This is a genomic window from Shewanella canadensis (assembly GCF_003966225.1).
In the GTDB taxonomy this organism is placed as follows: Bacteria; Pseudomonadota; Gammaproteobacteria; order Enterobacterales; family Shewanellaceae; genus Shewanella; species Shewanella canadensis.
The window spans coordinates 1-25878 of the sequence record NZ_RXNU01000002.1 but is presented as its reverse complement, the minus strand read 5'-3'; the positions used below and the strand labels follow the sequence as shown (position 1 = coordinate 25878).

Sequence of the window (25878 nt, the reverse complement as noted above, 5' to 3'; positions counted from 1 at the left end):
TAACCATTTTCTCATCAATGCGCCTTGAATTGAAAACCCTGAGGGGCTCTGAATTGGTTAATTATTTAATGCAACTGGTATCATCAGCCACAAAAAAGCACAGCCTGAGCTGTGCTTATGTTTTAACTTAGGTACCAGACCTACTTACCGCGATACTTCAGCGATAAACCGGTCAAGAAGTTACGCAATACCTGATCGCCACACTCTTTGAAGTGTTTATGACCCGGCTTTCTGAATAGCGCACCTAACTCAGATTTTGACATGTTAAACTCTGCCAAAGTTAAGGTGCCGATGATGTCATCTTCACGCATCTCGAGTGCTACTCTTAGCTTTTTAAAGATAAGGTTGTTATTGACTTGCGATACCGGCTCAGGAATTTCAGCGCCCTCTTTCAGGCCACGCTTCTCGATAATCAAACCATCGAGGAAAAGACACATGGTCTTATCGTTACACGGCTGGTAACCCTCTTCAGATTCTTTCTTAAGCATGTCGAGCAGTTGCTCTTGAGATACTTCGTGATTTACCTTACCGAAGATCTTGATCATCTTGGCGTTCTGGTAATCGAACACGAAACGTAAGCGGCGTAAAATATCGTTGTTAATCATGATGTTTTTTCTTTATCTCGATGATTCCGCGTCTGCGGGATCTTGTGATTGCTATTATAGCCGAATTTAACGTTGATCCTTTGATTTATTTAACATCTTGAATCTGCGTCGATATTAACCTGCTTCTGATGATTGCCCGAATCTGGTTATGCAGCTCAAATACCCTGTCGAGAGAGTTTAGGTTCAGTGAGATGTTTTCTAACATCACTAAGCCTAAATTAAATTGCGGATAGTAGAGTGTCATAGACATATAGCCTGAGAGGTAGCCGGTATGGCTATATTCTGTAAGGTTATCATCAAAGTTTAAGCGTAGGCCGTATCCGTAGCTCATATCTGACCAGAGGAAGTCTATCTCGGTGTGAGGAGTCGTCATTAACTGATAGCTTTTCGGGCTGATAAATTTACCCCCATGCAGTTTTATCTGAAAGTCTGAGAAGGCTTTGGTGGTTGAGATTATCCCGCCAGCTGGAATTAAAGACGCGGTGATTGTCAGGTCCGATTGGGTTAACCCGTTTGCGGTCTCTGTTAAACCGATGGCGAGGGCGGGGGCACGTTGGCGTATATCATCGATATCACCTACTTCTGCATAGAGTCCGCCTAATCTATATGCCAGTTTAAAATCGGCTATCTGCTGGGGTAGAGGTTGTTGATTTACCTGCTCAAGGAGTTCTCCTAAGATGCTATAGCCATAGTTTGAATATTGAAATTGAGTACCTGGCTCGAAACGATTTGGTTTGCCCAGTTGATCGATACCCGATGTGTGGCTCAGGAGGTGATGAAGGGTGATCCTCTCATCAAACCGGTTAGGGTTGAACCTAGGTTGCTCTTGGGATGTTTGCATCGAGGTGCCATAGAGGAGCTCTGGATTAGTCGTTTTAGCCTGGCTTTGGGGAGCCTCAGTGGAGCTGTCCGCTGACCCATCTTCATCGACTTGGGATATTTTTCCCTCTTCAGTTTCTGACTCTGGCTCAGTTTCGGGCCGAGTCTCAAACTTTGCATTAAAACCTGTAGGCTGCTCATTTTCTTGCTCTTGCTCCCAGCCCGCTTCACTATCTACCAGTGTTTCATTCTGGAATCGATAGCTGTTAAGAGAGCGGTCAAGCTGTAGTTTTCCGGCATCGACGGCTTGCAGTATTAAGGTGGCGGTGATCTGTTTGGAGAGAGAGGCAATAACAAAACTGGATTGTCTGTTGATCCCTCTACCTTTATGCATGCTAAGTAAGGACTTCCCCCCCTCCGTCAAGAGGATGCTGCCGCTAAAGGGTTGCAACGAATTGTCGATAGCCTCCCTGACTCGACTTTCGAGCGGAAGATTCTGCAAGGCTTCGATTTTTTGTGACCCGGCTTGTTCGCTCTGGGAGTTTTCAGCGGATGAGTTATCCCCGGGCGGTGGAAAATCGGCATGGGCTGGAGCGGTTAACAAACCAAGCAATATTACACTCCGGCTCAAAGCAATTAAGTTGATCCTTAACTTCATTTTTTACTTCCTTACTTTGTTGCCATCCAATAAATAAACAATCCGGCGAAGCTTACTAAATATAGCAAACCGAATAATGAAAGAGACTTCATCTTCAAGCCATAGCGGTCTGATTCCGGTAGGGCTGAACTGGTCATCAATTTATAGTTTAACCAGGCAAACACTACTGTGGTCATGAAAGCCAATATCATGACAAACTCCAGCAGTGGCAATAATGCCCCTTTAAAGAATAGTACTATGGCCAGCCCAAGCGCACTGATGGTTAGCATGACCCAAGTCAGTCGTTTTTGTGAGTCACGTTTATTAGTCAGTAGCTGCCAACCCATATTCAGGGTTCGGCTATAGCCATCGATAACGGTCACTGTGGTACTGAATATACATAAAAGCGCAACGGCTCCTATCAGGTAGCGGGTTTCATCGCCCAGTACCTGGCTGTATAAGGTGATAAGTTGGCTCGCAAATTTAACCCCCGATGATGAGAAGTGTTCACCGCTGCCATGCATGACTAAAGAGCCCAAGGCTAAAAATACGATGGCAAGCAGGGCCGTGATCAGGTAGCCAAAGTTAAAGTCGAAGATGGCCTGCTCTTTGGTGACAGTTTGGCTTTTCTGTTTTTCCAATAACCATAGAGAGTTCCATGAACTGACCTCTATCGGTGCTGGCATCCAACCCATCATGGCAACTAAAAAGCCGATATACCCCCATTGCCAAGGGGAGGGAGATATAAATTCTGGACTCACGATAGAGGGCGCATTCAGTGCTAAGGCGACAGCAATCAAGGTGGTGATAGTCAGAAAAAACATGATCACTTTAGTGAGCTTATCGAGTAGCGCGTAGTGGCCGAAAATGAGCAATACTAAGCTGGAGATTAAGACGATGAACGCCAATATATCGATAGATAGCGGAATAAAAAGTGTCAACATGGCTGCCGTTAACATCGTTACCCCTGCCGTGCTGGCAATTGCAGCTATGGTGTTGAGTCCGGTAAACAGGAGTAGATAGCCTCTGCCTTGCTTTAAGTAACCATGGAGTAGACTCTCATTGGTGGCCGCGGTATAGCGGGCACCAGCGGCAAAGAATGGATATTTGAGAAGGTTGACTGCAAGTATTAACCACGCAAGTTGCCAGCCAAACTCTGCGCCGGCTCTTGTCGAAGCGACCAGGTGCGAAGCGCCAATGGCAGCGGCGGCCATTAATAGGCCTGGTCCCAATGCTTTCAAGGCCATTCTAAATGACATCATCGGGTGTTTTTTTGAGTGTATAACTGGGTTATCGGCTAGCTTTTCCATGAGGAACCATTTGATTCAGTTTCATTGGCGGTGGTGTTATTTTTCCGGTGTCTAAAATCCATTTTTATCATCCATTGTTCTAATATCCTGAGTTCACTAGGCTCAGAAAATGTTCAGTAAGCGAATTAATTAGATTAACAAGATGCTGTTGTTAAACCAATGGTAACCTTGTGAGAATCTTGTTTATTGGGGGAGATGCTTGATAAGGAGGTCCTTAAACTCCTTCCTGTTAAACGGTTTGCCGAGGCTGGCTACGATATTGACTCGCTTCATCTTTAATATATCGAGTCGAAATGGATAAAAGCAGTGGGAAGGCTTCTCATGATTAAAAGGTAAGAGAATGTAAATGCGGTCTTCCAAAGGCCGTTCTTTTTGCTTTAAATAGAACGTTGCTTTTAATAGAAGCCATTTTTGATATTAAGATCAAAGGAGTGTGTCATGATAAAGTTGTATGGTGTTCCCCGTAGCCGTTCATTGCGAGTGTCCTGGACGCTGGAAGAACTTGGGATAGATTGGCAGTATCACTTCATTAATTTCGCCAAAGGGGATAGCCGAAGCGCGGATTTTCTCGCGGTGAATCCATGCGGTAAAGTGCCGGCACTGATTGATGATGAACTGGTTATTACCGAGTCGGCAGCTATCGTTTTACACCTAGCGGAAAAGTATGGCGACAGGAAACTGCTACCTGAGGCAGGAAGCGATCTCTCTGCCCTACACCATAGGTGGGTGAGCTTTATTATCTGCGAATTAGAGCAGCCCCTCTGGACTATGGGGAAACATAAGTTTGCCTTGCCCGAAAATCTGCGTCAGAGCAGCATCTTACCTGTGGCTAAATGGGAGTTTGATAAGGCGGCAGGTATCGCAGAGAATTGGCTGCCAGACAGTGATTATCTGTTAGGAGATAGCTTCTCTGCGGCAGACATATTATTAGCTCATACCCTGTTATGGGCGACACGTTTCGAGCAGGATATCCCGCCAAAACTTGCCGCCTATCGCGATCGCATCACAGCCAGGCCCGCGATGGCTAAAGCTCTCGAAAAAGAGATGGCTGGAGCCGAATAAAAAGCAGGTTAATTGCAAACAAAAAAAGCATCTACTTAGATGCTTTTCATTTACGCTTTTCATTTACGCTTTTCGAACCTCGAACCTCGAACCTCGCTACTTATAGCTGAGTTGCAGCCCATTTCGCGCGGCTTTGACGGCTCTCTTTGAAGTCCTCTTTCTCGCGATAAGCTTTGTAGCCCTCGACATCGAGTGGGACTAAGGTAACGTCGACTTCAAGAACAAGTTTACACTCTTTCTTGATACGCCAAGCCGCGGTGTTATACAGCTCGGTCAGTGGTAGGGAGCTTAAGAATTCCGGATTGTATTGGGTATAGATAGCTTGGGTTGGGTAAACCACGAAGCTGAGTCGACGCTTAGGCTCTTTCTTAAATAGCTCTTCGATACCATCACAGGTGTTAAGTACCTGCATTTCGATGATTTCATCTATCTCCAGTAGCTTCTTCTCTGCAAGACCCGATACCGGTTTCTCACCCGCTTCCCAGGCGAGAACATCCTCTTCGGTTGCTGTCGAAAGCTCGGCAACTTGCGCTGGAGTTAGCCCTACAGATAAGCGTAGGTATTTTATTTCGATGGCATTTAAGCCGACATTTTTAGACATGATTTTTCCAAAATAGAGATAATTTCCGCAAGCTTGATGCGAAAAAAATTTTTAACTTGCTAGAACCTAGAACCTAGAACCTAGAACCTAGAACCTAGAACCTAGAACCTAGAACCTAGAACCTAGAACCTAGGAATTGAGACTTAACTCTGCATCCAGACCTCTTCGGCCCATTGCCAGAATGATTCCCAGGTTTCACTTTCCGGATCGTCTTCGCTCCAGAGCATGACCTGACCTTCCTGATCGATGCAGTAGAAACTATTTCCCTTTTGACATATAGCTACGTATTCACGTGACATGCCAATAGACCAGGCATAGGCGGTCACTTCAGACAGGTAGGTGTGTGAATATGGGTCGCTGGCCGTTACCGGCTCGATGGTTCCATAAATGACATCACTGGCGTAAAGAAGGTATTCCTTTAGCTCTGAAGGTAGAGGCATGAGGATCTCCTCTTCAACGACCACGATTTGTTCAAAGGTCGGGAGTTCTAAAGGGATAGGAACCGCTTCGCTCAGTTCCTGTAGTTGCTCAATGATGTCGTGCATCGTCTCTTCGCTGGTTATGTTTCAGTGGGGACAAGTATATCCTGATTGATGTTATTTTGTTAGTTAGCGTTTGCGTCAATACTTAGATTGTGGTTTTGCTTCCCTTAAAGGCTAAAGAGAGAAAAGAGAAGGTATTTGCTGTGTTTCGTCCCAAATTGAAAGGGGAAAACTATAAATCAGTAGCTATGAATAAGTCGTTATAAATAAGTAAGTATGGAGGTTAAGCGGACCTGCTAACCTCCAGATTAGGCTGCTGGACTCTAAGCTGCTACGGCAATGATACCGGCCTCATCGATACGCTTATATTGCAACCAGGCTTTATGGTATTGCTTATGTGATGCCTGACGCAGGCGTGTTATTCGCGCCGTTTCTATCTCATTGAGGCGTCTGTTTTCATGTTTAGCAGCGGCTTGTATGGCTTGCACCTCTTCATACACCAGATGCTCTGCACCACTCTTTATCTTTGCTATCTCGTCTAAGTGAAGTTGCACCTCGGCTATCATCTGTGAACCGGGGAGTCTGATAAGTACATTGAGATCGCGATAACCGGATTCTTTTGGTGAGGCGAAACGGTTTTTGACCTGAACGATCTGAGTTTTAGTGCTCAATGATTCATAGGCTTGCATAAGGTCATGGATATTATTAGTAACCAGTGTGGCTCTTGCCAGATCGGTTAATTGACTCGCATCACCATTAAACTTAGTTATCACCTTCTCTTGTGCCCTTGCAAAACTCTTGATTGGCGGGAGTAGAGGGGAGCCGTGAGTATTTTCGGCGATGCTATTCATAATGAGGTTTAGCTCATCTTGTGCGGGTTGGGCCTGAGCATACAGAGTGGCTAAATCGCTGCTGGTTTGTCTGGGGATCTGATATTGGAGGCTGGATATCGACGTCAGACCGGTTAGGTTTTTGGTCAGTGACTGCCTGACGGCATAGTTATCACTTTTTTCTTTGACGTTATTTTGAAGTTCGTAAGTTGCCGCGAACCCTGTCCGGGTGGATAGAAGAAGTAGGAAGATAAAAAATGTACGAAACAATCTGTTCATACTATTCATAAACATAAAGTAGACCTCTTTTCTCGCTGAAATACTGAACGATAAGGTTAATTTAGGCTTTGTTTGCTTAATCTATGCTGAATGGATAATTAATGTTTGTTCATAAAGGCGTCAACTCGGTTTTTAGATAAAAAAAGAGCGCTTAACGCGCTCTTTTAAAAGAAAAAATTAGAGTAGGTTGATTACCAGATCTTTACACGCTTTTCGGGGGCGAGATACATGGCGTCGCCCTCTTTAACATCGAAAGTGGTATAGAACTGAGGCATGTTAGACAGGGCACCCAATGAGCGGAACTTAGCCGGAGAATGCGGATCGGTCGCTACGCGGTTACGCATAGATTCCTCTTTTATCTTCGCACGCCAGATTTGAGTGAATCCGATGAAGAAGCGCTCATCGCCGGTTAAACCGTCTATAACCGGGGCCTCTTTTCCGTCAAGTGACTTTTTATAGGCTTTATAAGCTATGGTCACACCTGAAAGATCACCGATGTTCTCACCAAGGGTGAGCTCACCATTAACGTTGAGATCGTCAAATACAGCATAACCATTATATTGTGTAACTAAGGCACTTCCCTTAGCGGCAAATGCTGACAGATCTTGTTCTGTCCACCAGTCACGCATGTTGCCTTCACCATCAAACTTAGCACCCTGATCATCGAAACCATGGCCCATTTCATGACCAATAACGGCACCGATACCACCATAATTTACGGCATCATCGGCTTCCATATTAAAGAATGGAGCTTGAAGGATTGCCGCCGGAAATACGATCTCATTCATGGTTGGGTTGTAATAGGCGTTGACCGTTTGTGGGGTCATATGCCATTCCCATTTACGGATTGGGCCAGCAAGTTTTTCCAACTCTTTGTCATGGCCGAGTAGACTCGCACGAATACCGTTACCGACGAGCTCGTCAGCTTTAACCGTCAGTTTGTCGTAATTTTCCCATCTATCCGGGTAACCAATCTTAGGGTCAAATTTAGCCAGCTTGTCTTTTGCTGCAACTTTAGTGTCGGCGCCCATCCAATCCAGGTTGTCTATGCTGTCGCCGTAAGCTCCACGTAGATTCTCAACCAGAACCTGCATACGCTCTTTGGCCTCAGGCGTGAAGTGACGCTTAACGTAGACTTTACCCACGACCTCACCAAGCACTGAGTTTACAGTACTCACCCCGCGTTTCCAGCGTGGTTGCTGCTCGGCTTGACCGTTCAATGTTTTGGAGAAAAACTCGAAATTTTCTCTATCAAGATCGGCGGTTAACTGGCCAGCAAAACTCGTGAGCAGTTGCCACTGCATGTAGGTTTGCCATGTGGTCAGATCATTCGCTTTTAGAACTTCATTGAAGCCTTCGATGAAACTTGGCTGATTGATGATGATGTCAGATTGCTTCTCGACACCTAATGTCGTCAAGTATCCAGTCCAATCGATATCTGGTGCCAGAGTCGGGAGATCTTTAACTTGCATCAGGTTGTAAGTTTTTGTGCTATCTCGGGTCTCAACCACGTCCCAGTGTCTGCTGGCTATGGCAGTTTCGAGGGCTAACACCTTCTCAGCACTGGCTTTTGGCTTAGCAAGGCCTGCTAAAGTGAACATCTTTTCGATGTGTTCGACGTAAGCCTTACGAATATTGACGAAACGCTCACCTTCATTGAAATAGTAATCTTTTTCCGGAAGGCTTAGGCCATACTGCCAGATGTGTGTGGCGTAGCGGCTTGAATCTTTTGCATCGACATCGATATAGAAAGCTAGTGGCGTGCCAGCACCAATTAGCTGGCTATGAGCAAAATATTTGACCAGTTCATCTTTCGATTTTAGGGCGGCAATTTTGTCTAACTCGCCCTTAATTGGCGCAGTCCCCAGCTTATTAAGCGTGTCGATATCCATAAATGAGCGATAAAGGTCGGCAACTTTTTGCTCGTCACTACCCGCTGCCAGATTAGGAGTGGCGGCTACCTCTTCGATAATGGCTTTTACATCATCACGGGATTTTTCACGAAGATCATAGAATGCACCCGCGCTGGTTCTGTCGCTCGGGATCTCGGTATTCTTAATCCAGGTGCCATTTACGTAGCTGTAAAAGTCGTCTTGCGGACGAACTGACTTATCAAAATTAGCAAAGTCGATACCTGAACCCAGTGCTTTTGATACCGCTGCTGCAGTCTCTGTTTTAGTGGTTTCAGGTGCTTTAACTTCGGCTTCTTTATTATTGCAGGCACTAAGGCCTACAATCAGTGAGGCACAAAGTCCCCCAACGAGTACTTTCTTCATTATGCTTCCTTTATCTGCTGGTTGCCCATCTTTGGGTCATTGTTGTTATGTCCAACGCCACTGCTTTGGTGATACGGCAACTGGATTTTTTAAGTAAGTCAATGCGGCCCTTACATTATGCTACATATGTTAATGGTATGGCGTAGGTGTAGACAAGTGTTGAGGGGCACTTCCGTGTGTTTCTACTCATTTAGTTGTGTAAGTAAAGGTTTCCTCTACCATGAATTTTGGATATATCAGGCTATAACGCTTTGATTATTCGTGCCGGGTTTCCAGCTACCAGAGTCTTTGCCTGAACATCTTTGGTCACTACCGAGCCTGCACCTATAACCGCCTCGTCTCCGACTGTTATCCCCGGAAGGATGATTGCACCACCGCCAATCCAGACACGCTTGCCTATGGTTATGGCTTTGGCTGTCTCATAGCCTTGGCAACGCTTTTCGGCTTCGAGAGGGTGGTTGGCGGTATAAAATTGCACATTGGGTCCAACCATAGTGTGCTCTCCGATATGGATTGGAGCATTGTCTTGCAGGGTGACATTGCTATTGATGTATACCCTACTGCCAAGGTGAATGTGTAAACCGTAGCTGATGTAAAATGGCAGGACAATGTTGGCATCGGATGACTTGTACGGTAGCAGCTTTTCATCATGCTGATAATCGAAGGAGAGGTTAGCCTGTCGATTGAGCACCTGTTGTTGCTTTCTCAGATCCATGATCTCTGCATCTAAGTAGCTATATTCTTGACCGGAAATCATTTTTTGATAGTTGCTAAGTTCCTGGTTCATAACTGTTCCTGCTCATATTGACGAATACAGGTTAGTGTGAAGCCGATATCGATGCCAAGCAAAACTTTGCCCTTTGTGAGCTTGGGCTTCATAATGTCGCCAATTCTGTACTCAAAGCTGAGATCTATTGTGCGTCTAGACAAATTTATCTGCGAATCTACTTCGCTAACCCGTTCTTTAGCAAAGAAGGCCATGCATAGAGGCGATGTCACTTGCGATGGTGAAATCATTAAGAACTCTGGCTTTAAAGTGACCGATGTACATACCATCTGTCTCGATGGCGAGGTGCTATCGATCATCGGGCCTCGTTTTATCATGATCAATAAGCCCGTCGATACCATCTGTTCGACCATAGATGAAGAGTATCCATCTGTGTTGGGATTAGTAGATGTCATCAAATCTGAAGAGTTGCATATTGCAGGGCGTCTGGATGCGGACACCACTGGGCTAGTGCTGATAACGAATGATGGTCAGTGGTCCCATAAAATCACCTCTCCTAAGAAGGAGTGCGGTAAGCGTTACTTGTTGGAAACGGCTGAGCCATTGGCTGATTCATTGGTTGAGCAGTTTGCAACTGGGTTGCAGCTCAATAATGAAGACGGTCTGACTAAACCGGCTATATTGGATATCTTAGGTTCTCATGAGGCAAGATTAACTATCACTGAAGGTAAATATCATCAGGTTAAGCGCATGCTCGCCGCGGTGGGGAATAGAGTCACCCGCTTACATAGAGAATGCGTCGGCACGATAGAGTTAGATGCAGATCTTGATTTGGGTGAGTGGCGTTACCTTACCGATGAAGAGGTAAAGTCGGTTAAGTAAGTTAATTAATATAAGGCCTGCATCTGCAGGCCTTTTGTTATCTGCTTACAAGGTTCACTACCAGTGAGACAGAGCTTAGTCAGAGAGCTTGATTGAGCCACTAATGGTTGAAATTTTGATATCTGCGCCGGCACTGCCCGTTTGGAATTTAAGATAAGAGGTGGGAGAGTACTTCTCTTTCTTTGGCTCGTCATCGGTCAGACTGTTTCTGATCTTACCTCCGGGTCCACCATTGATATTGAAGTTGGCGGCAAGGTTTTTCGGAATGTTCAACTCTATATCGCCACTCACGCTATCTAAGCTCGCCCTTGATTTTAGAGTGTTCATTGCGAGTGTGATGTCGCCACTGATCGTTTTTACTTTTAATTCATTCACTTTTTTCAGCTGAACGTTGGCATCTCCCGATATCTGCTCGATAGAGACATTTTCAGCTGAGGTATTTGATGTAAGCTCTCCACTGACCAGCTTATAGCTTATCTCTCCATCACTGTTTTTATCTTTTATCGACCCCGATATGGTGTCGAGTTTAATCTTTCCGGTTAATTTAGACGTTTTTATGTTCCCGGATACGGTGTGGATGAAGATCTGATTGTCGATATCGGACGCATTGATATTGCCACTGACGGAGTAGATCCCAATGATTCCTGAAAGAGAGGAAAGATTATAGCTTGAGGATAGGCCCTCTGCGTTCAGGGTTAAGTTTTTAGGCACCATGATAGTTAAATCAGAACCACTCTTATTATTACCATTGAAGTGACGGGGCATTTTATCTTCGAGAGTGACCTGGTTTCCCTGCTTATCTAATATAAAGCCTTCGCTGAGTTCATCTAATGTCCCCTTCACGCTGATCTCATCCTTATCCCAAGAACTCACCTTTACCTCACCTCTCAGTACCTTGATATTGAGTTTTAGGTTGTCATCTACCTGTAATTGCTTATCGACAGATTGTGCTGCGATAGCCATATTTGCCATTAATATGAGGGGGATGGTGAAGTAATTTAATAATTGAGTGGCTTTCATATTGTCGCTCCTTGTGAATTTTGTGAAACAGGCAGCTTCTGTCCCTGCCTTAGAAGTTCTATCTCTCTGTGTTGGGCCCATAGCCATAATTGCCAGAGTTGTTTGTCTGTTGGATTACGTTTCAGTGATTCATAAATTTGCTTGGCGGCTTCTCTTAGTTGATCGATACCCGTTTCGACTGGAGAGCTATATGGACTGCTCTGCCAGTTAACCAGCTTACTCGTTTGTTGAAGTTGTGCGATTTGAATCTCGTGTTGGGCTTTTATCTCTGAGAGTGTGTTTATTAATGCTGAGTCGACCTCTGGAAGTGGTAAAAGCGGATTAAAAAACTTCTGGCCGATAAAAGCTGTGATTAACAATAGGCAGGCTATTGCTGCATTACGCCAGAGGTTATGGCTGGAACGCTTAGTCATATGACTAATAGGCGCATCCAGGCGTTTATCGATCTTGTCCCACAGATCATTTTCCGGTATGAGTTCCTTTGGGAGGCTCGCTATCAAGTCGTCGAGTTTGCTATCTTTGCCATTCATTACAGCATCTCCTGTAGTAGCTTTCTGGCTCTGTGGTACTGCGCTTTACTCGTGCCGGAGGCAATGCCCAACAGACCGGCGATTTCATCGTGTTTGTAGCCTTCAATCGAGAACAGTATAAATACAATACGCGCTCGTTCGGGAAGCTTGAGTAATAGCTTGTCAAAGTTCTCATATTCCAGTTTGTCACCGCTCGCTTCGGTATGTTCACTCATGGGTGTGAAACGGGCCCAAAAGCTTTTATGTTTCTTAATGCTGCTCAATGTCTGGTTGACCGTCATGCTATGTAGCCAAGTCGTAAATTGACTCTCTCCCCGAAATTGAGGCAACTTTTGCCATAAGCGAACAAAGGTTTCCTGTGTCGCTTCTTCTGCCAAATAAGCTTGTCCGGAGAGTCTGAAGCAAAGGCCATACACTCTTTTATGATGACGCAAATAGATCTGTTTGAAAGCGGCTTTATCTCCTTGCTTGGCCTTATCAATCAGCTCTAGTTCTGAAACCTCTTGGTTTGCAATGAACTCTATCTGTGCATTCACTCAATATTCCCTGTGTTATGAGTACTGAATCTTTTTGATACCTATTAGACATAGGCATAGTGGAAAAAGGTTTGAATGGATATTAAATAAATGTTGCCGAAAGGTAAATCCGTTATGTGGGAGAGGAGGGAGTAGAAAGTAAAGCGGGCGTAATATATCAATTAAGGCGGTTGTGGGAAGAGGGAAGAGAGGAGGTCCTCTCTTCTTTGCAGGCTATTTACTTTGGTTTATCTCTGCAAATGCTATTTGTGCGCCGACGAGATCGGCTAAAGCGGTGCCAACGGTTTTAAATAGCGTGATCTGCCTGGGGCCAGTTCTTCCCTTCAGTCGATTATCACACAGTTGTGCCAGCTCACCTTTGACTTCATTCGTGTTGTAAAGCCCCTCGGCGACAGGTATCAGGATCTCTCCAGCCTCGGCAAAGACATTTATTTTTGAGTCGACATATACATCTGATTTTAAAATTAATTTAGTGTCGCATTCGCGTCTGTCATGATTATGGTTACCGACAAAGTCTGTATGTGTACCTTCCTGCACCCAGTCACTGTCAAACAACGGGGTCGGGGAGCCCGTAGCGCAACTGATGATGTCGGCATTACGAACGGCAGATTCTAAGTTGTCACATACTTTTACGTCGAGTTCGGGGCGGCTGGTTTTTACTATATCGACTATCTTGAGAGCATTTTCCGGGTTGCGACCCCAAATCTTAATCTCAGTAATAGGTCTGACGCTTGCGTGAGCGAGTGCCATAAAGGAGGCAAGACGACCGGTGCCACATACCAGCAACTTAGAGGCGTCTTCTCTTGCCAGAAAGTCACTTCCCAATGCTGAGATAGCTGCCGTACGCCAGTAAGTTACGCTTGTACCATCCACTAAAGCCTGCGGGACACCTGTCTTACGATCAAAAATCATTATTTTGGAATAGAGGCTCTCTAAATTTGCAGATTTGCTTGGATTATTTGGAAAGTAGGTAAAGGCTTTAACCGCGATCGTTTGCTCATTCCATGAGGGCAGCACGGCAAAGGCATCGCTGTGGGGAGAGGATTCATCTAAGCTGAAAACTTGTCGTTGAGGTATGCCTGCAGGTTTAGAGAAGGTCTCTTTAAGCGCACTAATCAGTTTCGGGAAGTTAAGTGTCTGGTGAATTTGTTCTGCATCAATGACTAGCATAGTTACTCCATAATATCCTTTTGGATATTGTATGCTAAAGTCGCATCCAGATAAACATGACTCTTGATATGAAGAGGAATATGTGGATAAAACATGAAAATGCAGGGGTTGCATGATTTTATTGCGTTTTATAACTAATATTAGCTAATGATGCTGATTTTATTGCGGTGACCAGTGGTGGTGTAACTCCGCAGTTGCATTAGTTGCCTAACCAACTTAGCCCTGTTATTTATTTACAACTATCCTTACTAGAGTGCTCTCATTTATAAAGGTCGCCAATATGCTCATTCGTCATAAATTACTGCTCAGTGCCGCAGTGTCTATTCTCTCCATATTTGCCATGTTCGGTCTGCAAGTATATTCCAGTGGAATACAGGATGAACTGTCTCATACTGCTCAAAATGTTATTGATTTAGAGAAAGAGGTGCTGAGTCTTCGCAAAGACGAAAAGGATTTCTTTGTCCGATTGGAGCTTAGTTATTTGGATAAACATCAGTCAAATTCTGATGATATTGCAAAAGTGATTAACTCGTTAAGAGAGAGCTTTGTTATTTATGAGATATCGACCGATGCCCTGCAGAGTTTCGAGAAGAGTCTGAGTCACTATGAACAATCGTTCAAAAAGGTGGTTCAACTGCAGCAGGAGATTGGACTTACCCCCAAAACAGGCCTCTATGGCACTCTTAGAGAAGCCGTTCGTAATGTTGAAACTCTGGTTAAAAAGTATGATGAGCCTGAACTGATGGTGGTAATGCTACAGCTCAGGCGTAATGAGAAAGACTTTATGCTGCGTCGGACTATGAGTTATGTAGACAAATTTGAAGGCAATATTGATAAATTCGAGCAGACGTTGGCTGAGTCCGGGCTCGATTATAGTGTCAAAAATGAAACCATGACGCTCATCTCAAGTTACCAGAAGGACTTCGCAACCTTGGTGGCTAAAGAGCAAGCCTTAGGGTTAACTAAAAGTGATGGTGGAATGGCGGAGCTGCGTAATGCAATTGCTACGGCAGAGGCGGACTCCGAACGACTGAAAGAGCAAGCAGTTACAGCCATTAATGCGGCACAAGAGTCGGCGCTTACGATGGGGATTGTCGTATTTATCCTGATTGCTATCATTCTTTGTGCTTTCACCTTCTTAATTATCCGCAGCATCATGGAGCCGGTAACACGTATCACGCTTGCTATCTCAAACATCGAAAAGAATAAGGATTTGACGGTCCGCTGTGATGCAACCTCAGACGATGAACTTGGGCAGATCGCCAAACACTTTAATCTTATGGTTGAGAGCTTCCAGAAACTGATTGAAGAAGTTATAGATTCGGTGCAGATCATGAATCACTCATGTTCAGATCTATCATTAAATGCCACTAAAGCATCAGAAGGCGTTGCCCAGCAGCTCAATGAAACCGATATGGTGGCTACTGCGATAACTGAAATGGGCGCGACTATCGATGAGATTGCAAAAAATACCGAGTTAGCCGCCGACAGAGCCGGAAATACCCATGACAATGCTCTAAAAGGGCAGGCCGGTGTCGAGCAGACCATTGAGAAGATTCAATCATTAGCTGAACAGTTAAATGGCTCTGCGCAAGTAGTCGGTGAGTTGGAAAAAGACAGTGAGACGATAGGTAGCGTGCTGGATGTGATTAGAGGAATCGCCGAGCAGACGAATCTTCTAGCGCTCAATGCGGCTATCGAAGCGGCCCGTGCCGGTGAGCAGGGACGTGGTTTTGCTGTCGTCGCCGATGAAGTACGTAGCTTGGCTATGAGGACTCAAGAGTCGACCGAAGAGATCGCTGGGATCATTCAAACACTGCAAGCAAGAACCCGCTCTATTGTTCAGTTAATGGAAGCGACCCAGAGACAGGGAGGGGAGAGTGCAGAGCAGGCCGCAATAGCGGGTACCCTGCTCGAACAGATAAACGTCGATGTAACGAATATCATGGACATGAGCACTCAAATTGCGGCTGCAATCGAAGAGCAGAGTATGGTTGCCTCAGAGGTTAATAAGAATGTAGTGGTTATCAGGGATATTGCTCAGGACTCGGCGACAGCTGCTGATGAGAATGCACAGGCGACGAGTGAAGTTCAGTCTCGTGCCGAATCACTTCATCAAGCAGTGAGTTTATTTAAGATTTGACCCTGAAATTGACTCATTAGGCTAAGCTTAAAAATGGATTGAACCGAGTTGGGTGTATGAAATTAAATCACTTTTTAAATTTGCTTGGCCTGGTGATCCTGTTGTTCTCATTCTTTACGGCGAGTGTGCTTTATCACTTTGTATACTTGCCCTCTATTGAGTCGCAGATACGATCTCAGCAAGAAAAAGAACTCCTTACTGTTCGGCGTGGCATTAAGTTTGCCCAAAAGAGTCTAGAAACACTTTGTTATGATTATGCTGTCTGGGATGAGATGGTTAAATTTGTCGATTCCAGAGAGCCCGGCTTCATAGAGTCTAATTTAAGCGTAAACACTTTCGAAGTTGCCGATATCGATGGAGCGTACCTCTTCGATACCCAAGGTAAGCTTCTGTGGCAGTACTTCGTAACCCCTGACTTTTCATCTCATCACTTACAAAAAGATATCACAACCTGGGTTGGACAAGTGTTACCCGATGAGAACATCATTACAAAGCAGCTCCCCTCGACAAGAAACGGAATAATTAATTTAGACGGTACTGTGGTCTATTTCAGTAATGCCGTCGTGTTACCAACCAATGGAGCTGGGGAGATCGCCGGTAGCCTGCTGATGGTGAGGGAGATAGATAATAGTCTGGTTGATCAGATCAGCCAGCTGAGTCTGGTTAACTTTAATATAGAGGGTTTAGACCCTGAAAAATCATATTCAGGGCTGACCAACTTTAATAGTATGCCTCAAATAGGTGTTCTGGCCTCTAAGCATGAATGGCTTATTAATGATGTTTTCGGTGTGCCTACTCTGAAAATATCATTGGTTCATGACGAGAGAGTCACACCTTCAATTCTGACACCGGAATCAATGCTCCTTTTTATTACCTTGATTATCGCATCGTCTTGCTCTGTGATTCCGGTTTCTATCATGATATTAAGGCCGATACGGAGTGCCAGCTTAGTTTTAGATAAAATGGCTGAGCGGGGAGTGTTATACAAGATGAGGACCACATGGCACATAGATGAGATGGTCCGTTTAACAAGTTCCTTCAATCTGATGGTCGATAAATTAGAGCGGCATCAAAATTATCTGGAGTCTTTGTCCTATAAAGATCCCTTAACGGGGATCGCTAACCGTCGTAGTCTTGAGGTTTTCGCGCAACGAGCCTTCACGCAGTGGAAAGAGGGAAAAGGTGTCATAGGTTTCTTGATGATAGATATCGATCTGTTTAAGGAGTACAACGATACCTTAGGTCATCAAGCAGGAGATCAAGCCATCCTTTCGATTGCACAAACCTTATTGCTTGAATGCAGGCGAAGGGGGGAGTTGGTCACACGTTATGGCGGGGAGGAGTTTTGTGTCGTCATTCAGGGGGATAACTTTGCTCAAATGGAGTTGTTATCGAAAAGGATGCTCGAAAAAGTGAGGGAGTTAAATATCTATCACCCTAAATCTTGTTTCGATGACAGGGTAACTGTGAGTATTGGTGGCGTGTTCTATGAACGTTTTCATCCGTCATTTTCAGATGTTAGCTGGAAAAGAATGATCGCCCAAGCTGATGAGCAACTTTATGAGGCAAAGTTATCGGGGCGTAATAAACTGATGCTTGAGTACAAGAGAGTAGAATCGCTAAAGCTTGTGGAATAAATTAATGATAATAGATGGATGAAAACTGCTTTAACATAAATTAAAAAATAATTTATTGAGGGAGTCTGGAGTCGGAGATATCTAAAGAAGATAAAATTGGTGCCCGAACCCGGAATCGAACCAGGGACACGAGGATTTTCAATCCTCTGCTCTACCGACTGAGCTATTCGGGCAACGGGCGCTATTAAAAGGCTTTTAGACTTTTGAGTCAATAACTTTTTTCAATTTAATTACATTCCTCGTTTGTTTGGATGACTTTTACTCTAATTAGGCTGGCGGGTTGTCTTTTTGAGTGAAAAGTTAGCACTGTAGGACTTTGAGGCTATTTGTTATCTCTTAGGGGGGGATTATTGAGGAATTGATATTTTATGGATGAATGGTATTAGGCAAGTTAGGTTATCGGTTAGTACTGGATGATAGAGATGAGTTATTTTTGCTCATAAAAAAGCTCCGTTACCGGAGCTATTTTATGACTTCGTCATGCTAATACTTTGGTTAGCGAGACAACATCTTATTATTTGGGAAGTTAATTTTCATTACCGACAAGACATTTTCTTTAAGTTTTTCTTGGCCTAATTCACCATAAGCCTCAGCCATAATCTCTAATGCTCGCTCTGTCGATGTTGTGCCAGGATACGTTTCCATGACCGACTGTGCTCTCGTTGAAGCCGCACTCCAAGCATTCATTTTTATATAGTATTCAGCTACGTTGATAGAGTATTTTGCTAAGCGGTTTTTCAAGTAAAGCATGCGCTTAGCTGCATCTGGTGCGTATTTACTCTTAGGGTATGACTTGATTAGACGGTCGAAATCATTAAAGGCATCTTGTGCTACTTTGGGATCTCTGTCTGTTCTGTCGATATCTAACATATCGTGGAACATATAGTTATCAGATTGCATATTGACGAGTCCACGCATGTAGTAAACATAGTCAATATCTTTATGAGTTGGGTTCAGTCTGATAAAACGATCGATATTAGCGATACCCGATGCAGCGTCATCTAGTTTATAATAAGCGTAGATGAGGTCGAGTTGTACTTGAGTTTTATGCGGGCCAAAAGGATAGCGAGAGTCTAATGCTTCTAATGAGCGTACCGCTTTACTGAAGTTTCCAAGCTCCATGGACGTTCTTGCTTGAGAGTAAAGTATATCTGGTGAGGATTTCTTTACCTTTAGATCTTCTTCTGGGCTACTACTACAGGCCGCTATGGCCAGTGAAAACAGGCCGACTACGGCACCTTTAGCGAATTTATGCATACTTAAGTTCGATTCTTTTAAAGTTATGGTTAAGAATTTTTTCATTTCAATATAAAATAGAAACAATTCGATTGTAACAGATAGCACACATTTTTGGACCCCGAAACGCGGGTACGGTTCCTATGACACAAGAGATTAATCTAAAAAGTGAGATAACAGCAACACAAACAGGTCAAAGATTGGATCAAACTTTGGCTGATCTGTTTCCTGATTACTCACGCACACGCATCAAAGAGTGGATCCAAGCTGGTTGGGTTTACATTGATGGCACCGTTTCTATCAAGCCGAGAGAGAAGGTGCTTGAAGGGCAAGTAATACAAGTTGAAGCGACATTAGTCGAAGAGACAAAAGCTGAAGCACAAGCAATAGACTTAGATATTGTTTATGAAGATGATCACATTCTAGTGATCAATAAACAGGCTGGACTCGTTGTTCATCCCGGCGCTGGTAATAGTGATGGTACTTTGATGAATGCTTTGTTGCATCATTGTCCAGGTATCGAATTGGTACCGCGAGCGGGTATCGTGCACCGTCTGGATAAGGATACAACCGGACTTATGGTTGTTGCTAAGACCGTTGAGGCTCAAACTCATCTGGTTGCCGCTCTTCAAGCTAGAGAGATCACTCGTGAATATGAAGCCATAGTAAAAGGCTCTATCATCTCTGGCGGTACAGTCGATGAACCCATCGACCGTCATCCAACCAAGCGTACGCATATGGCTGTGGTGCATAATGGTAAGCCTGCAATGACTCATTACCGTGTCGCTGAAAAATTTAGGGCTCACACTCGATTGAGATTGCGCCTCGAGTCAGGCAGAACCCATCAAATCCGTGTGCATATGGCTCATATCGGGCATATCTTGGTCGGTGACCCTGTGTACGGTGGCCGTCCCAGACCACCAAAAGGCGTTTCGCCTGAGTTCTTTGAAATTTATATGGGCTTTAAGCGTCAGGCTTTACATGCAATCAGGCTCGAACTTGCACATCCTTATACGTGCGAGATTATGAGCTGGCAGGCACCCGTGCCTGAAGATATGGTCATATTGACTAAGGCGTTACGCCAAGACACGCTCGAAAATCCATCGATTGTTTAATCGATGGCACCATTCTTAAAGAATAGAGATTGGCATATTCCTCAAGGAGTGAGGATTGCTTTTTCTACTCGTCGAGGCGGCGTAAGTGAATTTCCGTACAAGAGTCTTAATTTGGGACTACATGTCGGGGATTGCGAAGAAAAAGTACTGAGAAACAGAGCGCTCATTCACGAGCGTTTTGATCTTCCAGGTTTACCTGCTTGGTTAGAGCAAACTCATAGCACCAGAGTCATCGAAGCTGATCATAAAACGGTTCATAATGCCGACGGTAGCTATTCTGAACGCTCAAAACAGGTATGTGTAGTGATGACCGCGGACTGTCTGCCAGTGTTACTCTGTGACAGGAGTGGCTCTGAAGTTGCCGCTGTTCACGCAGGCTGGAAAGGACTATGTGATGGAGTTATTGAGGTGGCACTCGATAAGTTTAAGTCTGATAAAGCACACCTTATCGCTTATCTTGGGCCGGCAATTAGTGCCGATGCCTTCGAAGTCGGCGAAGAGGTCAGGAGGATGTTTATCTCTCAGCATCCGAGCTGCGATGTTTTTTTCATTAAAAAAGAGCCCTTAGCTCTTCTCTCTACCCCAGGAACTGAAAACTCCTTAGTTTCAACTGAGCAGAAATACCTTGCAGACCTTCAAGGGTTGGCAAAGTTTCGACTGAATTTAGCTGGTGTCTCTGAGGTTTATCAGGCCGATACCTGTACTTTTAAAAACGCGGATGATTACTTCTCATATCGCAGAGATAAAACCACTGGTCGCATGGCTTCATTTATTTGGTTGGCATAGAGGTAACTTGCTTTTACAGATAAAGAGTTACCCACCTTGAAAAATCACCCTGTGCCCCCATATTTTTATTATTGAATTTAGTTCTTTTCGTTTGTGGAGGCTGTATGCGACTCGATCGTATGACCAATAAATTTCAGACTGCAATATCCGATGCACAGTCATTGGCATTAGGCCGTGATCATCAGTTTATTGAACCTATACATCTGATGATGGCCCTACTTAATCAAGATCATGGTTCGATTCATCCTCTGCTCACTCAAGCGGGCATACGAGTAAGTTCACTTCGTGCACAACTCAACCAGGAATTAGAACGATTATCTCAAGTGGAAGGGACTGGCGGTGATATTCAATTATCACAGGCCTTGATTAGACTCTTAAATCTTTGTGACAAATTAGCCCAGAAACGAAAAGATAAGTACATCTCCAGTGAACTGTTTATTCTGGCGTCACTTGAGGGAAATGACACTCTTGCACAGAATTTAAAGAAATCCGGTGCGACTAAAGAGCTGTTAGAAGAGACGATAAAGCAAATTCGGGCAGGAAAGAACGTTGACGACCCCAATGCTGAAGATCAACGTCAAGCCCTGAAAAAGTACACAGTAGATCTGACTGAACGCGCAGAGCAGGGTAAGCTCGATCCTGTCATTGGTCGTGACGACGAGATCCGTCGAACTATTCAAGTACTGCAGCGTCGAAGTAAAAATAATCCAGTTTTAATTGGTGAGCCCGGTGTGGGTAAGACTGCCATTGTCGAAGGACTGGCCCAGCGAATTATCAATGGTGAAGTGCCCGAAGGCATAAAGAACAAACGTGTTCTTTCATTAGACATGGGCTCGTTAGTGGCGGGAGCTAAATACCGTGGAGAATTCGAAGAGCGACTAAAAGCGGTTCTGAATGAGCTTTATCAGGAAGAAGGTCAGGTCATTTTATTTATCGATGAGCTGCATACTATGGTCGGTGCAGGGAAGGGCGATGGTGCAATGGACGCAGGCAACATGCTTAAGCCAGCGCTGGCTCGTGGCGATCTGCACTGTGTCGGTGCGACGACATTGGATGAATACCGTCAATATATTGAGAAAGATGCAGCATTAGAGAGACGTTTTCAAAAGGTGTTAGTCGAGGAGCCTAATGTCGAAGATACGATTGCGATATTACGGGGACTTAAAGAACGTTACGAATTACATCATCATGTTGAGATCACCGATCCCGCAATCGTTGCCGCTGCCACTATGTCAAACCGATACGTCTCCGATCGCAAGTTACCCGACAAAGCCATTGACCTTATCGATGAGGCGGCTTCGAGCATACGTATACAGATAGATTCTAAGCCTGAACCTTTAGACAAACTAGAGCGCCGCTCGATACAGCTAAAGTTGGAGGAGCAGGCGTTATCGAAGGAGGCCGATGAAGCGAGTCTACGTCGCCTATATTCGATACGTAAAGAGTTGAGAACTGTCGATGCTAAAGCATCAGAACTGAATGAAATTTGGCATACTGAAAAAGCGTCTTTGGCGGGAACTCAACATATAAAAGCAGATCTTGAGCAGGCAAGGTTAGATCTCGATGTGGCTCGTCGAGCCAGTGATTTGACGCGTATGTCTGAACTTCAATACGGTCGAATTCCGGAGCTGGAGAAGCAGTTAGATTTGGCATCTCAAGCCGAGATGCAAGATATGACCTTATTAAGAAATAAAGTGACAGATGTTGAGATCGCTGAAGTATTGTCAAAAGCGACAGGGATCCCAGTCTCCAAAATGCTGGAAGGTGAGAAAGAAAAGCTCCTTCATATGGAAGAAGCGCTTCACTCTCGAGTCATTGGGCAAAATGAAGCCGTCGATGCGGTTTCTAACGCTATTCGCCGAAGTCGTGCCGGGCTTTCAGATCCTGACCGTCCAATCGGTTCATTTCTATTCCTGGGCCCAACCGGGGTTGGCAAGACTGAACTTTGCAAAGCTTTAGCGAAGTTTCTGTTCGATACTGAATCTGCATTGGTTCGTATCGATATGTCAGAGTTTATGGAGAAACATTCTGTCGCACGTTTACTTGGGGCACCTCCAGGATATGTCGGCTATGAAGAGGGAGGCTATTTAACTGAAGCGGTAAGAAGAAAGCCGTATTCTGTCATTTTGCTCGATGAGGTCGAGAAAGCGCATCCGGATGTTTTCAATGTTTTACTTCAGGTGCTGGATGATGGTCGTTTAACCGATGGGCAAGGTAGGACTGTAGATTTTAGAAATACCGTGGTCATTATGACCTCCAATCTTGGCTCCGATGTTATTCAAGATAGATTTACAGAACTCTCTTATGGCGAAATGAAGTCGGAGGTGATGAACGTGGTTGTTCATAGCTTCAGACCTGAGTTTCTTAACCGAATCGATGAAACTGTGGTATTCCATCCTCTCGATGAGAAACATATTACGCATATTGCGGGTATTCAGATAGAGTCACTAAGACAACGTCTTGCGGAAAAAGAGTTCGAGCTCATACTGAGTGGCGAAGCCTTAGCGCTCATTGCACGAGCGGGGTTCGATCCTATCTATGGTGCCAGACCATTGAAAAGAGCCTTACAACAAGAGGTTGAAAATCCGTTAGCTCAAAAAATATTAAGTGGTTCTCTGGTACCCGGGAAGCCGATTAAAATCGATTGTGCGGGTTCAGAACTTGCCTTCGAGCAATAATGACTAACCTAGGTCTTATTCTGAATGTAACGTATCTTATGGGTTGTGGCTTTCAATCTATACAAAGAAAGGACCAGGCTACTTGAATGAAAAACAGACTCGTATGAGTCTGTTTCTTTATGGAGTCTAGGCGGCGTTACACCGATTGGTATTAGTATGGCACAGGTAACTTAATGTCTTATCAAACTGTCTATTTTTTACAGAACAATTTTATACGTTCCTGTTGAGCTGTAATTTTAGTCTGACGGTCTTCCTCTCTCATTGCCACCATCTCACCCGTTGTTTCATCTTTACTTATGAATTTGGAATGGCTCGTAAGGACTTTTAAGCTGTGTTTTGCATTGTCGCAAATGTCAGCTGCATGCTGTTTATTTTGTTCCTTTATCCTTGCCGCATTTTTCTCCTCTTCGCTTGGTTCCGGTTCTGCGGCTCTTGGCTTCGGAGCGATAAAACCTATGGGTTGCTGTTCAATATCTTCACTGTAGATTTTATCTGTCGAGGCATTTTCCGGTACCTGCTGGCTATAATGAGTGACGCCGTCTTTATCTACCCACTTATAGATGACCGTTGCGGATGCAGAGCCAATCGATATCAACGTTAATACGAGTACTAATGTTTTTGTGAACATAATTCCTTCCAATATGAACTGAAACCTTAACTATATCCGGTAAAGCTAGAGTCAATAAGTGTTTGGGTTAATGGATAAAGCAATGGATACCCAAAGTATGGTATCTTTTTCATACAAGATACTAGTGTTTTAAAATTATGCAAAATTTTGATAAAGAATCAGTTAAGAGTAAAGGCATCTATCTGCTACCCAACCTGTTTACTACTGCAGGGTTATTTTCAGGATTCTATGCCGTAATTGCATCTATGAATGGGCAATTTGAATCTGCTGCAATTGCAGTCTTTGTTGCCATGCTCTGTGATGGCCTGGATGGACGCGTTGCCAGGATGACCAATACTCAGAGTGAATTTGGTGCTGAATATGACAGCATGGCAGATATGGTCTCTTTTGGTGTTGCCCCGGCCTTGATAGCCTACAATTGGGGGCTAGCTGATTTAGGTAAGGTCGGTTGGCTTGCTGCTTTTATCTATTGTGCGGGAGCGGCTCTTAGATTGGCTAGATTCAATACCCAAGTTGGTGTTGAAGACAAAAGGTACTTTCAAGGCTTGGCAAGTCCAGCCGCTGCTGCACTTATCGCCGGGAGCATCTGGTTTGGTGAGCAAAGTGGGGTTGAAGGCTCTGATGTTAGTTGGCTGCTAGCTTTAGTTACGATAATTTCAGGCTTACTTATGGTAAGTAATTTTCGTTATCACTCATTTAAAGATTTCGACTGGCGCGGTAAAGTGAATTTTATTGTCATTTTAATCGTTGTCGGAATATTTGTTTTCATCTCGATAGAACCTGCGCTAATTCTATGTTCGATTTTCTATATCTATGCCTTATCCGGACCTGTTATAACGATCTACCGTATTCGTAAGCTGAAGCATCCTGCTACAGTTGATGATGACTCTATGGTGAAAAAAGAGGATGAAGAATGAGTATCCTCAAACCAGCATCAGCCTAATTCTATATGGATAGCTCATAAAGTCAGCTTTTTCGTTCCCGCCCCTCTTTCTATGACCATTTTTGTCTTGGATAAATTCAGCTGTTAGCGGATTTATAACAGGGGTGATAGAAGGCCAAATATTCTGGTAAAGATTTTTTGAAATTAACGTGCAGCAATTTCAAAATGTGCCAGACTTAATTTCCTGAGATATTCGTTTACACCGTCACCCGATGTACAAAGCAGGGTTCTAGGGAGAAAGTGTGATTTTAGATATCGAACTGTAAGGAAATCAGAGTAAATAAATATAGAAATATGGTGAGCTTTATCATGGGGTGGCTGAAAAACGTTCGCTCGATGGGGTTTTATTAAAAAGCGCTTGCGCTCTTTCTGAATCTCCCTATAATGCGCATCCACTGACACGGCAAAGCAGTCTTTCAAAGCGTAAAGCGGAGTGAGACCGGTACGAGTCAGGGCAACAAGTTCGCTAAGTTTTACAATAGTTTTTAACTCGTTTTAAACGATTAAAAATTTTTGTAAAAAAAAGCACTTGACGCCAACCACGGGAAGTGTAGAATACGCATCCCTAAGCCAACGACCTAGCGTCTAACGGCGATATCTGAAAGATTGATATCAACGCTCTTTAACAAGTTGAAACAAGAAATCTGTGTGGACACTCACAGGTGTTGAGTTATTCGAAATTGCTTCTTTGGAAGCAATCAAAAATTTAACTCGATGAACCACTGAGTGACCATAGCAATATGTAAACTTCATTAATCTTCGGATTGATGAAAAACAGTATAATTCATTGAGCCGTTTTGCTCTTGACCGAGTAAAACAAAAAAACTTTAATTGAAGAGTTTGATCATGGCTCAGATTGAACGCTGGCGGCAGGCCTAACACATGCAAGTCGAGCGGAAACGGAGATAGCTTGCTATCAGACGTCGAGCGGCGGACGGGTGAGTAA

General features: G+C 44.2%; 22 protein-coding genes, 1 tRNA gene and 1 rRNA gene. 9 read left to right on the top strand and 15 right to left on the bottom strand.

The genetic code is table 11. From position 1 onward, the window contains the following. Positions 1–140 precede the first annotated feature (140 nt). The 3 genes from EKG38_RS03670 to EKG38_RS03660 all read right to left on the bottom strand — a co-directional run bounded on the left by EKG38_RS03670 (position 141) and on the right by EKG38_RS03660 (position 3323). Entirely contained in the window at positions 141–605 is a 465-nt protein-coding gene (locus EKG38_RS03670; RefSeq protein WP_126518819.1) for a YehS family protein, read from the bottom strand. 85 nt (positions 606–690) lie between these two features. Continuing rightward, positions 691–2082 carry a serine hydrolase domain-containing protein gene (locus EKG38_RS03665; protein WP_126518817.1) on the bottom strand — a complete coding sequence of 464 codons (1392 nt, stop codon included), beginning with the start codon at positions 2080–2082 and terminating at the stop codon, positions 691–693. Positions 2083–2093: 11 nt separating this feature from the next. Further along, positions 2094–3323 carry an NRAMP family divalent metal transporter gene (locus EKG38_RS03660; protein ID WP_126518815.1) on the bottom strand — a complete coding sequence of 410 codons (1230 nt, stop codon included), beginning with the start codon at positions 3321–3323 and terminating at the stop codon, positions 2094–2096. Between the two features lie 486 nt (positions 3324–3809). Here EKG38_RS03660 and EKG38_RS03655 point away from each other — a divergent pair, with 486 nt between their 5' ends. Continuing rightward, positions 3810–4433, top strand: a complete 624-nt coding sequence (locus EKG38_RS03655) for a glutathione S-transferase family protein (RefSeq protein WP_126518813.1) — start codon at positions 3810–3812, stop codon at positions 4431–4433. Between the two features lie 100 nt (positions 4434–4533). Here EKG38_RS03655 and EKG38_RS03650 read toward each other — a convergent pair whose 3' ends face one another. From EKG38_RS03650 to EKG38_RS03630, 5 genes are all read right to left on the bottom strand, one after another. Beyond that, on the bottom strand, positions 4534–5034 hold the full coding sequence (locus EKG38_RS03650; RefSeq protein WP_126518811.1) for a DUF4447 family protein: 501 nt from the start codon (positions 5032–5034) through the stop codon (positions 4534–4536). Between the two features lie 143 nt (positions 5035–5177). Next, complete coding sequence (locus tag EKG38_RS03645; RefSeq protein WP_126518809.1) at positions 5178–5579, bottom strand: SMI1/KNR4 family protein; 402 nt, start codon at positions 5577–5579, stop codon at positions 5178–5180. 260 nt (positions 5580–5839) lie between these two features. Beyond that, positions 5840–6625, bottom strand: a complete 786-nt coding sequence (locus tag EKG38_RS03640) for a RelA/SpoT domain-containing protein (protein WP_126518807.1) — start codon at positions 6623–6625, stop codon at positions 5840–5842. Positions 6626–6816: 191 nt separating this feature from the next. Further along, positions 6817–8901 (bottom strand): M13 family metallopeptidase, encoded by a 2085-nt coding sequence (locus EKG38_RS03635; protein WP_126518805.1) that lies wholly within the window; start codon positions 8899–8901, stop codon positions 6817–6819. Between the two features lie 241 nt (positions 8902–9142). Next, entirely contained in the window at positions 9143–9688 is a 546-nt protein-coding gene (locus tag EKG38_RS03630) for a sugar O-acetyltransferase (RefSeq protein WP_126518803.1), read from the bottom strand. A gap of 93 nt (positions 9689–9781) precedes the next feature. Between EKG38_RS03630 and rsuA the strand changes: the two genes are divergently transcribed. Continuing rightward, positions 9782–10510: a 16S rRNA pseudouridine(516) synthase RsuA gene (gene rsuA, locus EKG38_RS03625; RefSeq protein ID WP_246033074.1), complete on the top strand. Its 729-nt coding sequence runs from the start codon at positions 9782–9784 to the stop codon at positions 10508–10510. Positions 10511–10585: 75 nt separating this feature from the next. Here rsuA and EKG38_RS03620 read toward each other — a convergent pair whose 3' ends face one another. The 4 genes from EKG38_RS03620 to lhpI all read right to left on the bottom strand — a co-directional run bounded on the left by EKG38_RS03620 (position 10586) and on the right by lhpI (position 13766). Continuing rightward, positions 10586–11530: a DUF4097 family beta strand repeat-containing protein gene (locus EKG38_RS03620; RefSeq protein WP_126518801.1), complete on the bottom strand. Its 945-nt coding sequence runs from the start codon at positions 11528–11530 to the stop codon at positions 10586–10588. Beyond that, positions 11527–12060: a hypothetical protein gene (locus tag EKG38_RS03615; RefSeq protein ID WP_126518799.1), complete on the bottom strand. Its 534-nt coding sequence runs from the start codon at positions 12058–12060 to the stop codon at positions 11527–11529. Before EKG38_RS03615 ends, EKG38_RS03620 begins: the two co-directional genes overlap by 4 nt. Further along, complete coding sequence (locus EKG38_RS03610) at positions 12060–12596, bottom strand: RNA polymerase sigma factor (protein ID WP_126518798.1); 537 nt, start codon at positions 12594–12596, stop codon at positions 12060–12062. Before EKG38_RS03610 ends, EKG38_RS03615 begins: the two co-directional genes overlap by 1 nt. A 213-nt stretch (positions 12597–12809) precedes the next feature. Continuing rightward, positions 12810–13766 carry a bifunctional Delta(1)-pyrroline-2-carboxylate/Delta(1)-piperideine-2-carboxylate reductase gene (gene lhpI, locus EKG38_RS03605; protein WP_126518796.1) on the bottom strand — a complete coding sequence of 319 codons (957 nt, stop codon included), beginning with the start codon at positions 13764–13766 and terminating at the stop codon, positions 12810–12812. Between the two features lie 280 nt (positions 13767–14046). Here lhpI and EKG38_RS03600 point away from each other — a divergent pair, with 280 nt between their 5' ends. Further along, a complete protein-coding gene (locus EKG38_RS03600; RefSeq protein WP_126518794.1) occupies positions 14047–15909 on the top strand; it encodes a methyl-accepting chemotaxis protein in 1863 nt (620 codons plus the stop codon). 56 nt (positions 15910–15965) lie between these two features. Then, positions 15966–17546: a sensor domain-containing diguanylate cyclase gene (locus EKG38_RS03595; RefSeq protein ID WP_126518792.1), complete on the top strand. Its 1581-nt coding sequence runs from the start codon at positions 15966–15968 to the stop codon at positions 17544–17546. A 97-nt stretch (positions 17547–17643) separates the two neighbouring features. On the opposite strand, the gene EKG38_RS03590 is transcribed toward EKG38_RS03595, so the two are convergent. Beyond that, a tRNA-Phe gene (locus tag EKG38_RS03590) sits at positions 17644–17719 on the bottom strand. A 322-nt stretch (positions 17720–18041) separates the two neighbouring features. Next, on the bottom strand, positions 18042–18803 hold the full coding sequence (locus tag EKG38_RS03585; protein ID WP_126518790.1) for an outer membrane protein assembly factor BamD: 762 nt from the start codon (positions 18801–18803) through the stop codon (positions 18042–18044). Positions 18804–18925: 122 nt separating this feature from the next. Between EKG38_RS03585 and rluD the strand changes: the two genes are divergently transcribed. The 3 genes from rluD to clpB all read left to right on the top strand — a co-directional run bounded on the left by rluD (position 18926) and on the right by clpB (position 23361). After that, positions 18926–19897, top strand: a complete 972-nt coding sequence (rluD, locus tag EKG38_RS03580) for a 23S rRNA pseudouridine(1911/1915/1917) synthase RluD (protein ID WP_126518788.1) — start codon at positions 18926–18928, stop codon at positions 19895–19897. 3 nt (positions 19898–19900) lie between these two features. Beyond that, positions 19901–20683, top strand: coding sequence for a peptidoglycan editing factor PgeF (gene pgeF, locus EKG38_RS03575; RefSeq protein ID WP_126518786.1), 783 nt, complete (start codon positions 19901–19903; stop codon positions 20681–20683). 104 nt (positions 20684–20787) lie between these two features. Continuing rightward, positions 20788–23361, top strand: coding sequence for an ATP-dependent chaperone ClpB (gene clpB, locus EKG38_RS03570; RefSeq protein WP_126518784.1), 2574 nt, complete (start codon positions 20788–20790; stop codon positions 23359–23361). Positions 23362–23551: 190 nt separating this feature from the next. Here the strand turns inward: clpB and EKG38_RS03565 are convergent, their stop codons facing one another. Further along, entirely contained in the window at positions 23552–23989 is a 438-nt protein-coding gene (locus EKG38_RS03565) for a DUF4124 domain-containing protein (RefSeq protein WP_126518782.1), read from the bottom strand. A 137-nt stretch (positions 23990–24126) separates the two neighbouring features. Here EKG38_RS03565 and pssA point away from each other — a divergent pair, with 137 nt between their 5' ends. Both pssA and EKG38_RS03555 read left to right on the top strand, forming a co-directional pair. Further along, positions 24127–24906, top strand: a complete 780-nt coding sequence (gene pssA, locus EKG38_RS03560; protein ID WP_126518780.1) for a CDP-diacylglycerol--serine O-phosphatidyltransferase — start codon at positions 24127–24129, stop codon at positions 24904–24906. A gap of 854 nt (positions 24907–25760) precedes the next feature. Then, positions 25761–25878: ribosomal RNA gene (locus EKG38_RS03555) — 16S ribosomal RNA — on the top strand; the annotation flags it as partial.

Coding starts and splice junctions, on each gene's coding strand:
- EKG38_RS03660 (WP_126518815.1), bottom strand. CDS start 3,323: ATGATGTCATTTAGAATGGCCTTGAAAGCATTGGGACCAGGCCTATTA.
- clpB (WP_126518784.1), top strand. CDS start 20,788: ATGCGACTCGATCGTATGACCAATAAATTTCAGACTGCAATATCCGAT.
- pgeF (WP_126518786.1), top strand. CDS start 19,901: ATGGCACCATTCTTAAAGAATAGAGATTGGCATATTCCTCAAGGAGTG.
- EKG38_RS03640 (WP_126518807.1), bottom strand. CDS start 6,625: ATGAACAGATTGTTTCGTACATTTTTTATCTTCCTACTTCTTCTATCC.
- EKG38_RS03615 (WP_126518799.1), bottom strand. CDS start 12,060: ATGAATGGCAAAGATAGCAAACTCGACGACTTGATAGCGAGCCTCCCA.
- rsuA (WP_246033074.1), top strand. CDS start 9,782: ATGTCGCCAATTCTGTACTCAAAGCTGAGATCTATTGTGCGTCTAGAC.
- EKG38_RS03645 (WP_126518809.1), bottom strand. CDS start 5,579: ATGCACGACATCATTGAGCAACTACAGGAACTGAGCGAAGCGGTTCCT.
- lhpI (WP_126518796.1), bottom strand. CDS start 13,766: ATGCTAGTCATTGATGCAGAACAAATTCACCAGACACTTAACTTCCCG.
- EKG38_RS03670 (WP_126518819.1), bottom strand. CDS start 605: ATGATTAACAACGATATTTTACGCCGCTTACGTTTCGTGTTCGATTAC.
- EKG38_RS03630 (WP_126518803.1), bottom strand. CDS start 9,688: ATGAACCAGGAACTTAGCAACTATCAAAAAATGATTTCCGGTCAAGAA.
- EKG38_RS03635 (WP_126518805.1), bottom strand. CDS start 8,901: ATGAAGAAAGTACTCGTTGGGGGACTTTGTGCCTCACTGATTGTAGGC.
- EKG38_RS03650 (WP_126518811.1), bottom strand. CDS start 5,034: ATGTCTAAAAATGTCGGCTTAAATGCCATCGAAATAAAATACCTACGC.
- EKG38_RS03565 (WP_126518782.1), bottom strand. CDS start 23,989: ATGTTCACAAAAACATTAGTACTCGTATTAACGTTGATATCGATTGGC.
- EKG38_RS03595 (WP_126518792.1), top strand. CDS start 15,966: ATGAAATTAAATCACTTTTTAAATTTGCTTGGCCTGGTGATCCTGTTG.
- pssA (WP_126518780.1), top strand. CDS start 24,127: ATGCAAAATTTTGATAAAGAATCAGTTAAGAGTAAAGGCATCTATCTG.
- EKG38_RS03620 (WP_126518801.1), bottom strand. CDS start 11,530: ATGAAAGCCACTCAATTATTAAATTACTTCACCATCCCCCTCATATTA.
- EKG38_RS03665 (WP_126518817.1), bottom strand. CDS start 2,082: ATGAAGTTAAGGATCAACTTAATTGCTTTGAGCCGGAGTGTAATATTG.
- EKG38_RS03655 (WP_126518813.1), top strand. CDS start 3,810: ATGATAAAGTTGTATGGTGTTCCCCGTAGCCGTTCATTGCGAGTGTCC.
- EKG38_RS03600 (WP_126518794.1), top strand. CDS start 14,047: ATGCTCATTCGTCATAAATTACTGCTCAGTGCCGCAGTGTCTATTCTC.
- rluD (WP_126518788.1), top strand. CDS start 18,926: ATGACACAAGAGATTAATCTAAAAAGTGAGATAACAGCAACACAAACA.
- EKG38_RS03585 (WP_126518790.1), bottom strand. CDS start 18,803: ATGCATAAATTCGCTAAAGGTGCCGTAGTCGGCCTGTTTTCACTGGCC.